This is a genomic window from Methanobacterium sp. (assembly GCF_016217785.1).
Classification (GTDB): Archaea; Methanobacteriota; Methanobacteria; order Methanobacteriales; family Methanobacteriaceae; genus Methanobacterium.
Window position 1 is genome coordinate 370791 of the sequence record NZ_JACRGA010000005.1, and the last position, 13358, is coordinate 384148.

Annotated in this window: 11 protein-coding genes; 5 read left to right on the forward strand and 6 right to left on the reverse strand. The window is 37.1% G+C overall.

The features are described from left to right. Positions 1-236: 236 nt before the first annotated feature. Complete coding sequence (locus tag HY987_RS03215) at positions 237-1004, forward strand: Ku protein (RefSeq protein ID WP_292755569.1); 768 nt, start codon at positions 237-239, stop codon at positions 1002-1004. 15 nt (positions 1005-1019) lie between these two features. Beyond that, positions 1020-1907 (forward strand): ATP-dependent DNA ligase, encoded by an 888-nt coding sequence (locus HY987_RS03220; RefSeq protein WP_292755571.1) that lies wholly within the window; start codon positions 1020-1022, stop codon positions 1905-1907. Between the two features lie 73 nt (positions 1908-1980). On the opposite strand, the gene nikR is transcribed toward HY987_RS03220, so the two are convergent. Beyond that, positions 1981-2391, reverse strand: coding sequence for a nickel-responsive transcriptional regulator NikR (nikR, locus tag HY987_RS03225; RefSeq protein WP_292755573.1), 411 nt, complete (start codon positions 2389-2391; stop codon positions 1981-1983). Between the two features lie 518 nt (positions 2392-2909). Here nikR and HY987_RS03230 point away from each other — a divergent pair. Continuing rightward, positions 2910-3536 carry a zinc dependent phospholipase C family protein gene (locus HY987_RS03230; RefSeq protein ID WP_292755576.1) on the forward strand — a complete coding sequence of 209 codons (627 nt, stop codon included), beginning with the start codon at positions 2910-2912 and terminating at the stop codon, positions 3534-3536. 121 nt (positions 3537-3657) lie between these two features. Here HY987_RS03230 and HY987_RS03235 read toward each other — a convergent pair whose 3' ends face one another. Continuing rightward, complete coding sequence (locus tag HY987_RS03235) at positions 3658-5103, reverse strand: bifunctional metallophosphatase/5'-nucleotidase (RefSeq protein WP_292755578.1); 1446 nt, start codon at positions 5101-5103, stop codon at positions 3658-3660. A 225-nt stretch (positions 5104-5328) separates the two neighbouring features. Between HY987_RS03235 and HY987_RS03240 the strand changes: the two genes are divergently transcribed. Continuing rightward, positions 5329-5643, forward strand: coding sequence for a DUF2769 domain-containing protein (locus tag HY987_RS03240; RefSeq protein ID WP_292755580.1), 315 nt, complete (start codon positions 5329-5331; stop codon positions 5641-5643). A 300-nt stretch (positions 5644-5943) separates the two neighbouring features. Further along, positions 5944-6567 (forward strand): carboxymuconolactone decarboxylase family protein, encoded by a 624-nt coding sequence (locus HY987_RS03245; protein ID WP_292755582.1) that lies wholly within the window; start codon positions 5944-5946, stop codon positions 6565-6567. A gap of 43 nt (positions 6568-6610) precedes the next feature. On the opposite strand, the gene HY987_RS03250 is transcribed toward HY987_RS03245, so the two are convergent. The 4 genes from HY987_RS03250 to HY987_RS03265 all read right to left on the reverse strand — a co-directional run bounded on the left by HY987_RS03250 (position 6611) and on the right by HY987_RS03265 (position 13098). Further along, positions 6611-7015, reverse strand: coding sequence for a RidA family protein (locus HY987_RS03250; protein WP_292755584.1), 405 nt, complete (start codon positions 7013-7015; stop codon positions 6611-6613). 147 nt (positions 7016-7162) lie between these two features. Further along, the gene (locus HY987_RS03255) at positions 7163-8752 is read right to left on the reverse strand and encodes an MFS transporter (protein WP_292755586.1); all 1590 of its coding nucleotides are present in this window, start codon (positions 8750-8752) and stop codon (positions 7163-7165) included. A 447-nt stretch (positions 8753-9199) separates the two neighbouring features. Next, complete coding sequence (locus HY987_RS03260) at positions 9200-9418, reverse strand: hypothetical protein (protein ID WP_292755588.1); 219 nt, start codon at positions 9416-9418, stop codon at positions 9200-9202. Between the two features lie 134 nt (positions 9419-9552). After that, positions 9553-13098 (reverse strand): PAS domain S-box protein, encoded by a 3546-nt coding sequence (locus HY987_RS03265; protein WP_292755590.1) that lies wholly within the window; start codon positions 13096-13098, stop codon positions 9553-9555. Between the last annotated feature and the right edge of the window lie 260 nt (positions 13099-13358).

Sequence of the window (13358 nt, forward strand, 5' to 3'; positions counted from 1 at the left end):
TAAAGACGTATTAAACCATTCTGATACTATCATGCCCAGTATTGAAATTACTTTTACAGAAAACCCTATATTCTTTTCTCCTTACTCCTTTTATTAGCTTAAAATTTCTTTTTACAAGAGAACTATTTCTTTTACAATAGAATCTATTACTTCTTTTTATAATAAATTTATTACTAATTTACATAACAAACTATTACTTCTTTTTATAACATATACAACACCAGGAGATGTATTTTATGAGATCTATCTGGTCAGGCTCTTTAAAATTCGGAACTATTTTTATACCCATCAGACTGTACGCTGCAAGTGAAAATCTCCACATAGGGTTTCACCTAGTTCATAAAACAGACTGTGGCAGGGTTCATTATAAAAAGGTTTGTGAAAAGGATGGTAAAGAACTTAAACCCCATGAAATTGTTAAAGCAATAGATATTGCCGGGGAATGCATCCAGTTCACCGATGAGGAGATAAAAAATCTCCACCCATTCTCCACCAGGACCATGGAAATAACGGGATTCTGCAAGTACAGTGAAATACCTGGAATTTCCCTTTCCAAACCATACTACCTTGGAACTGAAAATCCCAAAAAAGGTGGTACTGGAAAGAGTTTCCACCTGCTCAGGAAAGTCCTGGAAAAGAAAGAAAAAGTGGCAGTGGTAAAATGGGTTCAACGCAACAACGAATATATAGGTATGTTACAATCCCATGAAAACGGGTTTCTCTTAACGCAGTTACTCTATTTTGAACAGGTAAGATCACAGGAGGAAGTGGAGATCATCCAGTCCGAAGTTGATGAAGACCTCCTTGAAAAAGCAGTTAAAGTGGCAGATAGTATGACCTTTGATTTTGACTGGACCAGTTATTCTGAAACATATAATCAGCAGTTAATGGAGCTTATTGAGAAAAAAGCTGCTGGTGAGGAGATAATACCTGAGATAAAACCTCCAGAAACCAGATCCCTGGAAAAAGAACTGGAAAAAATGTTGGCAATGATGGAAGAATAGAATGGGTGCGTTTGTATGGAAATGTGGGAGCCCATGCTCAGCAAATTAATGGAGGGGGATTTGAATTTATCCGGTGTCTGGATCAGCGAGCCTAAACTCGATGGTGAGAGGATCATAGCAATGCGTGAAGGGGATAATATTACTCTATGGACCCGTAGACACATTGAAAGCTCATATAAATTCCCTGAAATCATCATGGATCTTGAAAAAAATGTGAAAGGAAACAACTGGATTTTAGACGGGGAGCTCACGGTTCCGGGGGGATTCCGGAAGCTTTTAAGACGTAACACTGAAGATAAACTGAAAATTTCTCTTTTATCAAGGAAAATACCGGCAACTCTTAACCTGTTTGACATTCTCCGCTTTCAAGGTGAAGATCTTACTGGTAAACCACTGGTCCAGCGTAAAAAAGTGTTGTTAGATGCTGCAAATCAGGGGGAACATATTCGGATAATTCCTTTTAAAATAGTAACCACGGAATCAGTAAAAGAAGATTTTGAGAAAGCACTTAAAGAGGGTTATGAAGGGTTAATCCTCAAAGATGCCAGTTCCAAATATGAAGCGGGTAAGCGATCAGGGAACTGGTTGAAACTCAAAAGATCGGAAACCGTCGATGTTAATGTAATTGGGGCAACCAAAAGTACCGGAAGCATAGCATTCGGAGCACTGATTTTGGAGAAAGATGGCCAGTACTTTGGTAAAGTGGGCACAGGTTTCAGTGACTACCGTCGAGGGGAAATATTGAACTTATTAGAAAAAAATAAGGCAGCAATCGATGTTGATTTACCCGATGATGTTGATGTGCTTTTAACCACCCGCCCCTTACCTGCAGAGATCAAAGCCAATGAAATTGTAAAGGGTAAACCCCGGGCCCCTGTATGGGTGCGCTTCAGATGGGCTTAAAAACTAAAATTAATAAATCCCTTCATAAAATAGGGGAAAATTTTTTTTAGATTTTTTTTAGATAATCATTGGTTTATGATTGTTCTCCACCAGAAGTGGTGGTGAGTTTGACGTGTTCCACACCTTTAAGTCTCATGATTTGCTCAGTTAGGTTTCGGATTTGTTGGGCGTCTCCTTTAACTACTATAACTTCCAGACAGTTCTTCTCAGTCATGTGGATGTGCATGGTGGCGTTTATGTAGTCCCGGAACTGGTGCTGGATGTCGGTGAGGTCTTCCATCACTCCGGTGTAGTGGTGGTCGTAGATAACAGCTACTATTCCCACCCGGTCCCCCTCCACCTCTTTCATCCATTGATAACGCACAATATAATCTTTCAAGGCATCTCTAATACCTTTAGACCTTGAATTATATCCTCTATCCTTTAAAACCTCATCAAAATCGTTTAAAAGTTTTTTCGGTAATGACATGCTTATTCTCATCATATATCCCACCCTGTTAATATGCTTGTTATAACTATTATTAATTTATTAAGTAATAAATATTTCCCCTCATGGGCAAAAATTATTATTAACACATTATTGTTAACTGAGATTATTCCTCAGAGCACACAATTATAATAGAATAATCTTATTTTTAAAAATTAAAGCTTAATTAATGGTATTGTGGTATTTACAGGACTTATAGTGGCATTGTGTAGATTTCTCCAATATTTAATAGGTAATACATGATTCATAATTTAAAAAAAAGAATGATCATATTTAAAATCATATTATTCCTAATCTCAAGATCAAATTTCACGCATCTCGAGATAAATAGCAGATCCCCTAATTTTTCCCACAAACTAATCAGAAATACTCATCAATCCATTTTAGCTAAAAACAGACCTTATTAGAAAAACAATCAATCTTTTGTGAAGACTGTCACATTAGCTAGTTCCTGTATTTATCATGGTGTGAAATTATATCTTAATAAAATAAAGGGTTTCTAAAGGGGGAGTTACATGGGCAATATGTTTAAAATAGTGCTATTCGCAGGTTTTTTCTTCTTAATAATATCACCGGTAACTGCTTGGGAATGGACAGCCCATAAAAAAATAGTAGATGAAGTTTATACTAACCTTCCTTCTGATGTACAGAATAATCTTAAACCTTACATTGCAGTAATGAAAGAAGGATCCACCTATCCTGACACTATCTCTGGAGATAAAGTTAACCATGGCTACCCTGGTAGCTACCCCCGGACCAATGAATGGTTGGATAAGGGGAAAGTAGCCTATGAAAAGGGAAATTATAAAGAAGCAGCCTGGTGTTTTGGTGTTGCATCTCATTACATTTCAGACACCTTCTCGGCCCCACACTGCGGATGGATCAATGATAAAGATAAGTACTGGCAAATAGGGAACGAACTAACCCCTAAAAAACATGATTTCCAGTATTCCAATCTCAATAACATGCTCAAGTATGGAAATGAAAGGGGAAAGGAAAGTCTGACCATCTGGAACAAAAATGAGGACCGTGGGATTGTTCAGCAAGACCTGAACCGGGGCGTTTCAGCCACCTACGTGGCCATACTTTACCATGCGCATCCTTCCATGCTTCAAAGCCCCGAATATTCTCAAGACTCCTAATGAGTCCTATCTTTTTTTTTAATTAATTTTATTCAATCTTAATTCTTTAAACCATTGAATAAAAGTTGTTTAATTTTAAGATAAAAAATTTTACTAATTTTTTTAACTATTTCATTTTTTTTTAGATTGCTATTACTGTACCTTGAATTTCTGATATTACTGGTTGATTGTGGGATAGGTATTTTTGCATTGCTTCTACTGCGTTCACGTCTAAATGCTTCTTTTTTTTACCATAATTGGGAGGAACACCCTGGCTGGTAACGTAGGCTGCCAAATATGTTTCATTCATTTTCAGTTTTTTCCCTTTCACAAATAGTTCCTGGATACGTTGTCCTGGGGGATTTTCCACTTTAAAATATAAATTAATGCCCATGCATCTTTTTAGATACCCTCCCATTTGATTATAAGGATCTCTAGAAAATAAATGCTCCAAGTTCTCTTCCATCATCATCCAAATTTCTTTACCAGTCAACTCCACAGTGGAAACAGGAGGATTTGTGGGAATTATATTGTAAAGATCGTTTAGAGTAACTTTTCCCGGTGGAATTGGTGCACCATATCTCCAACCATTAGAAAATGCTATTTGGGCACCAGTTTCCTTTAAAAGACTTTGCAAAAGAAAATTATCCATGGTAGACTCCAACACGGTGTTACGATTAAGGCCTGTATCAGTATACCCAACTACCTGATTTAATTTATCATTATAAGGATTTAAAACGTGTTTTACAAGATCATCTGCCTCATGATCCGGCTGAATATTCTCGGATACAGTTATTAGTTTGTGTTGGAATTTAACCACTCTTCCGTGGGATATGGATAGATCTAATCGTCCAATAAAAGAACCATGACAACCTGATTGAATGAGGATGGTATTATCCACAAGAACGGGTTTATAAAGTCGATTATGGGTATGTGAACTTAATAACACATCTATACCATCTATTTCCCTGGCTAACTTCATTTCCTGTGGGAAACCTAAATGGGAGATGACGATAATTAGATCTACTTTCTCCTGGTTTCGCAATTTTTCAATGTAATAATGTAATTCCTGGTTACCAAGGGTGAAGTATATTCCTTTACTGAATGACGCGGGCATGACTTTATCAACTATGGTTGCAGCAATGCCTATAATACCTATCCGTGTTTTACCAACCTCTTTAATAATCCATGGCTCGAAAAAAAGCTCATTATCGGACTCATGGTAGCAGTTAATAGCTATCATGGGGTAATTCAATTTTTTTGTTAGTTTTTTGAAATGTTCCGGTCCATATGCAAATTCCCAATGTGCAGTCATGGCATCGAAGTCCAAATAGTTTAAGATGGGTATCAAAGCTTCTCCTTTGGTTTTCACCGCTGGATAAGTCCCGTGAATGGTATCTCCACAATCAAAAACCAAAGTTTTATTGGGATTCTCCTCTCTAACTTTATTGAATATAGTTGCAATTCTGGCGAAACCTCCGGCTAACTTATATTTTGCATGATCACCGTCCCAGAACAATTCTTGATGTATATCCAGATAAGCATGGCTATCATTCAATTGTAAAATAGTTAAATTTTCACCCATCATTTAACCCCCATTATCTTTTATTTATCATACTAAATCTTAATGAATTTTTTCCTACAAACTAAATCAGAATAACATAAAGTTGTAATATAATGTAAATTTTAACTGTTTTTTTTTAAATTATGTGATTTCCGGGCTTTAAATTCAATTAATAAATATTTTGCTGTGACAAGTAATTAATAGATTGAAAAATATAATATATTACAATCAGAAGTAGGAGGGATTTAATTGGGGAAAATAGAATTTACTGCGGAAAACGTGATGAAATGTCTTTGTAGCACATGTCCAGTGCAAGCTACCAGTGACTGTGTTAAAGGAAAAATGAAAAAGATTCAAGAGATGATGGCTGAAGATGTGGACATAGCGACCATGATTGAGCCCACAGATGTTCCAGGTGTCTATTGTGCCAGTGGAAAAGCAACATGCAGCGATCTCTATTTCCATGAAGAATGTAAATGCGTAGAATGTCCAGTATTTAAGGAAAATGAATTAATGAAGGGCGAACCCATGGGATACTTCTGCAGAGACGGAGCAGCAAAGTAAAATCATCATATTCCTTATTTTTTTTTAATAGTATATTGAAACTCATTATATTCGTATTGAAACTCATTATATTCGTATTGAAACTCATTATATTCGTATTGAAACTCATTATATTCGTATTTATTAAAATTCAATATTCATATCGAAGGTTAATCTTACACTTGAATAATTTGTTAAAGATCGAGTGTATGGTTTTTTTGCACACGGTTTGGTTTAGATTTATTCGGGAATGATTAAGATTTTTAACTCTGAATAATGTATTGCTTAATATCATACGGTTCTAATCTGAAGGAATGTGTCATGAAAATCAAAGAAAAACACAAACTCCAAAAAGTTGAAACGGAGTTTGGTAGGAAACTTTACTCAGTTAAGGAGTCTTACTGGATTTTTTATAATGGAATACGAACCATAAAATACATGTTTAGGGCTAAAAGGAACAGAGAACTAAGTTCAAAATTTATTGAAAGGATCATGCTTGCGGTAACTGAAGTAAATGGCTGTGCAATATGTTCTTACGCCCACTCCAAAAGGGCTCTTGAAAGTGGGATGAGCAATGAAGAAATTCAGAAGATGCTCAGGGGAATCGTAGATGATGTTCCTGGTGATGAAATGGCAGGGATCATGTTTGCCCAGCATTATGCAGATACTCGGGGAAACCCTTCCAAGGAATCATGGCAGCGTATTGTAGAAATTTATGGAATATCTAAGGCAACGGGTATCCTTGGTTCTATTCGCACTATCATGATTGGAAATACCTATGGAATTCCCTGGAGTTCTTTTTTCAACCGACTGAGGGGCAGAGCAGATCCAAGGAGCAGTTTGTTGTATGAGCTAAGTATGATGTTAGGAACTATTTTAGTGCCCATCTCTAGTATCCATGCTTTAATCTCTGATTTGTTTAGAAGGCCTATTATTAGTTTTTAATCCTATAGTGATAGTTACTATCTATTATTGTGTGTAGGCTTGATTATTCAGGAATTATTGCCATTGCATCAATTTCAACCAACCAATCTGGATTTCCAAGTCCCGCTACAAATAAAACAGTTATGGCTGGATAATTTGGATTATTTCCCCATTTTTCCTGGAAAACTTGAAATCCATCCTGTGGGTTCTGTCCCGGAACCAGGTAGATGTTGAACTTAACCACATTCTCAAGTTTAGCATCTGATTCTTCTAAGATCTTCTCAATATTGGTCAAAACCTGTTCTGTTTGTTTTTTAAGACTATCCTTACCTACGAGGGCTCTGTTTTCATCAACTGCATTCTGACCCCCGATATAAATGGTCTGGTGATTTCCAGTAACCGATATAGCATGTGAATATCCTCTAGGTTTTGCCATATTCTCGGGATTGATGTAATCTATTTTTTTCATAGTGAACTCTCCTAATTTTATGCACCCTAATACGCCGGGCAAGTTCTCTTGAAAAGAAATGCCATGGCACCATCAAATTCCACTAATCCATGCCAGCCAGTAGCAGGAACGCAAAAAGTATCATATAACCGTCCTTGAGGTTCAACCTTATTTTCCCTGGTTTTCAACGTCCGTTTCTTGGTACTGGGCCAGTAATTTTTCCTCTTCCTCTTTTTTCGGAAACTTGAAGAATACTATGGCCGCCCCGATTAGGATGGCAACCATCCCTGCAAAGTAAGTCCAATGATCGCCTGCTAAAAATGAATATTTTGCAGCATTTATGATCTGTGTTGAATATTCTGGATTCTGTTGTGCAAGGGCAGCAGCACTGGAGAATGATTTTTGAAGTGTCACTTCTATGCTGCTGGTAATTTGCTGTTGGGCAGAAGCGGGTAAATTGTTAATTTGTGAGGCAATTGACCTGGCATAACCGGCTGTAAGCAGCGCTCCAAATATGGAAGTCATTATTGCGCCGCCGAAATCACGTTGCAAGTCTGCGGTTCCTGAAGCCATACCTACCCGTTTAACCGGAACTGAACCTGTAAGAGAATGGGAAGCCGGAGTTCCAGCTAATCCAACCCCAATTCCTACAAAGGCGTAAGCCAACCCAACCTTCCAATAGGGTATGTGATCCTGCCATAAGAATAACATCGCCAGGAAACCTAACAAACAGAATACGTAACCCGCAAGCAGAGTGAATCTGGAGCCATGGGACTCAACGAGCTTGGCGGATTGTGGTGCTACTAAAATCATGAGTAATGCTGCTGGTAAAATTGCAAGTCCGGAATCTAGTGTTGAGTAGCTGAGAACGTTTTGTAAAAACTGCTGACCGATATACATGGCACCCATTAAAGCCCCGAAAACTATTATCCCAGCACACGCCGCTACCCAGAAGATGCTACGACTAGCGACTTTAAGATCATAAAGGGGGTTTTCCACACTGCGTTGGCGCCTTATAAATAAGATTCCTGAAGCAGCGGCAATGATTAATAAACTAATTATCAGGGTTCCGGAGTTAGGCACTGGGGCGAAGTTAATGGCCAGAATCAATGTTCCCAGAAGCAGAAGAGACAGTAACCCTCCCATGTTATCAACTGGAGCTTTTTCCTCGTTAACATGATCTGGAATGAATTTAATTGCCATGACTAGAGCTACCACGGCAAGGGGTAATGTAATCAAAAATACAGAACCCCAATTAGTAAATGTTAGCAAGTATCCTGAGATTAAAGGTCCAAGAGCGGCAATGGCAGCCCCTATGGCAGACCATAATGCGATAGATTTTGTTCGTTTTGGGCCTGACCACAAAGCAGCTATAAGTGCTAAAGTGGTTGGAAAAGCCATTCCTGCAGCTAAACCACCTATGATACGGGCACCAATCAGGATCTCAACAGAGGGGGCAAAACCCGCAATGATAGATGCGGGTATAGCCAGCAGAGTCCCAATGATTAGCATCATCTTTCGACCGTGATGGTCACCCAAAGCACCAAACCATAGAACTGATGCGGCCAGACCCAGGGAGTAGCTCACGGCCACAAGATTAATCTGAACCTGTGAAGCATTAAAAGCAAAACCTATGGAAGGGAGAGCCACATTAGCAACTGATAAATTCAGATTTGCAACCGCAGCAACCAGAATTAGGGTGGCTAGAGCTATCATTCCGGGTTCAGATTTTTTATTGGTTGTTGGTGTTGTATCCATTTTTATGCACCGTATTATCTATTTCATTAGATATTATGTTGTAAGACGATGTATATATTCTAGGCACTAGTAGTATCTTCTAGTCACTAGTAGTATCAAATCACTAGTAGTATCAATCACCAGTAGTGTCAAATTATTAGATTTTTTTTATAATATTCAATGATTTCTCACTTTCAATGATTTCTACTAATATGAAGAGTCTGCGAAAAATCAGGAAAAAATTAAGGATATTAAGGAATATTGGGGAAATAAAATGGCAGAAAATAAATAGCAAACTCCACCAGTGACCCCCACACTCTGGCTGGTGTTTCCATAATAATTCACCTTACTTACGCTAGAAAATGATAATTAAATCATATATGGTAAATAGGGGGATGGATGGATTCTATTTTAATCACTCCCGCTATTAGGGTACTTACCCCCATAATACTGGGCTTTAATGGATTTTTATCCAAATATTAAGTTATACTCTGTTTCACTGATAACTCCCTTGTCTTTTAAGAGTTTAGCTAATTTTTCTAATTTATCCGAGTTATCTGGTTGAGCAACGGTTTCAGGTTGTCCCTGTTCACCCTGTTGTTCATTGCTCCTCTCATTAACAGCCGTCATTCTTCTTTTAGTTCTCCTTCTAGCCCCACCACGTCCTAATGGTCCAAGATCTGGCATACTATAACCTCCTCCTATTAATTATAAACTTCATATTACCTAAATTTTGCCATAATAAAGTGGTTGTTAAATGGTAAAATTTACTCGAAAAATCGCAAATTCCGTTAGAAAACACTGATTTTTAAAAATAAACTTTAAACTCTTTCTTTGTATTTTAATTCTTTGAAGATGATTTTAAATTCTGTACCCTGGCTCTGGTCAAGGTTTATTTCACCATCTAACTGTTCAACTAAATTATTCACCAGTTGAAGGCCCAATGTTTCAGTGTTCTTAAAGTCAAGTTCTTCTGGGAACCCAATACCCTCATCACAAATTATCAACTCAAAATTGTCATGGTCTTTTTTAAGAGAAATTTCAAGTTTACCTTCTCTTCCTCCCGGATATGCGTGTTTGAAGATGTTAGATACAAGTTCGTTTATTATAAGCCCACAGGGGACTGCTGTTTCAATATTTAATTTAACATCTTCGACTTTTATCACAATTTTTATCTGGTCTTGGGGAATGTTGTAGGAGTATAGTAAATCGGAAACTAGTCTGGGGATGTATTCACTGAATTTAAGGTCTGTTAAATTACCGGATTGATAGAGTTTTTCATGGATCATGGCCATGGATTTAACCCGGTTCCTACTCTCCATGAGCACATTTATGGATTCTTCTTCGTTAACATGTCGTTTTTGAAGGTTCAGAAGGCTGGAAATAATCTGCATATTGTTTTTAACTCGATGATGAATCTCCTGAAGTAAAACTTCTTTTTCATTCAGGGATGATCTGATTTCATCTTCCGCCTTTTTACGCTGGGTTATATCGCTACATATCAACAAAATATATTCAATTTTATCATCCAGTTTGATGAAGGTTTGTTTAACCTCAATTAACCTAATTTCACCATTAGCATCATAAATTCTGGATTCAAAAGGAGCTAAATTTTCGCCTTTTGATAAACTCATAAACCGTTTTAAGTGTAACCTGAGTTCTTCTTCAGGGAAAATCTTCAAATCCATAAAATGTTTTCCAACCAACTCATCTTTGGTAAAACCAGTGATATTAATTGCAGCTTGATTTACATCTATTAAATGACCCTCTAAACTTAAAAGGATGGTATAATCTGGATCAGATTCAAAAAGAGCCCTGTACTTTTTCTCGCTGGCAGTTAAAGATTTTTCAATTTCCTTACGCTCACTTATATCTCTTATGATGGATGTGAAGTAGACTTCTTCATCAATTTCCCACATAGTAAGGGACATTTCAAATGGGAACTCAGTACCATCTTTTTTAAGACCGACTGTTTCTATAGTTCGCCCTGCTAAGTGGTGTTCACCAGTTGTCCGGAATTTTTTAAGACTCGTTATAAATTTTTCCTGATACCTTTTAGGCATTAGTTTGGGGAGTTGGGAACTTTCCAGTTCATCCTGGTTGTAACCAAACATTTCCATTAAACTGTTGTTGAAGTACAGTATATTTCCATGGGCATCGGTGGTTATAATACCATCAATAGCATTTTCAGCTAAAGCACGGAAACGTAAAACATTTCTTTCCAATGATTTTTCAGTTTTTTTAAGATCTGTGATGTCTAAAGCAGATGCTAACCAGCTATCAGTCCCTGGAAGTTCAACTACCATAACATACATAACTAGTTTGGCTCCATTTTTGCTGGTGAAAGCTGTTTCATATTTGTTTGGCACGGAATCCGGTTCTGTTAAACGCTGGTGATGATATTTAATCATCATTTCTCGGTAATCCGGATGGACTAAATCCATCCATTTCATTTTACCCTCCACTTCTTCACGGGAATAACCACTGATTCTTTCCCATTCAGAGTTAACCATGAGAATGGTGCCCTCATTGTTGAAGGTTAAAATTGGAGATCCACTATTTTCAAATACTGCCCTGTATCTCTTTTCAGAAACTGCCAAATCTTCCTCCGCTAGTTTAAACTCAGTAATGTCCTCTGATATCTTCAGTAGATATTGTGGATTACCCTCCTTGTCAAGTATGGGAATTTTCTTGGTGTGTAAAAGTCTTTGACTTCCATCCCTGGTTTCAATAGTCTCTTCAGGGATATCCAATAGTTCCCTGCTTTGGAGAACTTTCCTATCTTCTCGGGTGTAAGAGTCGGCTACATTTTTTGGGAATAAATCATAATCACTTTTATCAATTAGTTCATCAGTTTTATGCCCAAAATAGGATTCTCCTGCCTTATTAACACGTTTGAAACTAAGGTCATCTGCATTTTTTACAAAAATCATGTTTGGAATATTTTCCACTATGTTATTCAGAAATTCCTCACTTTCTCTAAGTTCATTTTGAGCCCTTTTATAATCAGAAAGGGTTTTTGCCAGTTTAATGTTACCGAAACTCAGTTTGGAAATCATCTGCGCAAATTTAGAATAAAATTTCATTACAGCATTAACTTGTTTTCTATTCCATCTAGGGACCTGATCCAGGGCTTTCAAATATTTTTCTTTGTCAAAGCCAAATTTTTCAGCCTGTGCTTCAAATAGGGAATAATCAGTTTTTTCATCATCAAAAAAGAATTGTCCTAGAAATAAGTTTCCCATATGCTTTTCGCCCACAATTATGGGTGTTACCATGTCCCACATGTTATTTTTGCACTTGTAAATCCTGTACTCACCTGGTTTCAAATCTTCTGTCAGGTAAATGTCACTTTCCAGACAGTTTTTACAGCTTGCTTCACTGACTCTGTGGAAATGGGTGCATATATCTTGCCAACCAGTGGCAACCAGAATATTTCCGTCTAAATCCAAGATGGCAACACCCATGCTGGTTAAGTCATAAAAATAGTCCATTAAGGTTTGTAATTCTTGGGTGTTGATTATATTTTTGAATTCTTCCTTCTCAACCTTGTAATCTGGAGAAAGAATTTTATCGAGTTTTAATCTTAACTTCTCCTCACTCTCTTGAAGGGCTTTTTCTGCCTTTTTTTGTGGGGTGATGTCTCTGCCAACTCCAACTATTGCAATGACATTTTTATCTTCGTCCAGAACTGCCTTGTCAGACCAGGCCAGCCAGCGCCATCCATCCTTAGTCATGGCGCGTTGCTCATGGTAACAAGTATAAGGATGTTTCCAAACGCATGCCAGTGATTCTTCAGTTGTTTTATGATCATCTTCGTGAACTAGGGGCATGAATTTCTTACCCAATAATTCTTCTTCCTTTTTCCCGAATATTTCACAGTAACTGGGGCTTACAAAAAGCAATCGACCTTCGGTATCTACTTTAACCACCAGATCTGTTTGACCTTCTACAAGGAGCCGATATTTGGCTTCACTTTCTTTTAATTCTTTTTCCATCCGATTTTTGTAAATGGCGAGTTCTATGGCATATTTAAGTTCAATTTGATCGTAAGGTTTTATAATATATCCATAGGGTCCTGTAAGTTTGGCTCGTTCAATTGTAGAATCTTCAGAATGGGCAGTTAAGTAAATAACAGGGATATTTAAATTTTTAATCTCAGAAACCGCATCAATACCATCAACTTTTCCCTTCAAAACTATGTCCATTAAAATAAGGTCTGGTTTGAGTTCTAATGCTTTATCTATAGCTTCCTGACCACTAGAAGCAACATAAGGAACTTGGTAACCAAAGGATTCTAAAGTTCTTTTTATATCCATGGCTTCTATGCTCTCATCTTCTACTAAGAGTATTGTAATATCAGCCATAATTTTCCCCAAATTACTATGTACTTATGATCTATTTGTTTTTAGTGATAGAAAATTTGTATTCATGTGAAAATTTTTCTCATAATATCCTTCTTTTCTTGCCCAAAATAGGGTTATTTTTTTGCTTGTGGTTACGAAACCCAGATATTAGTGCGTTATGGTTAATTAAAACAATATAAAATAACTCCAATCATAAATATAACGAGAATAATGAATATTTTTTTAAAATACCAAAATATTAATGATTTATATTTTCAGGA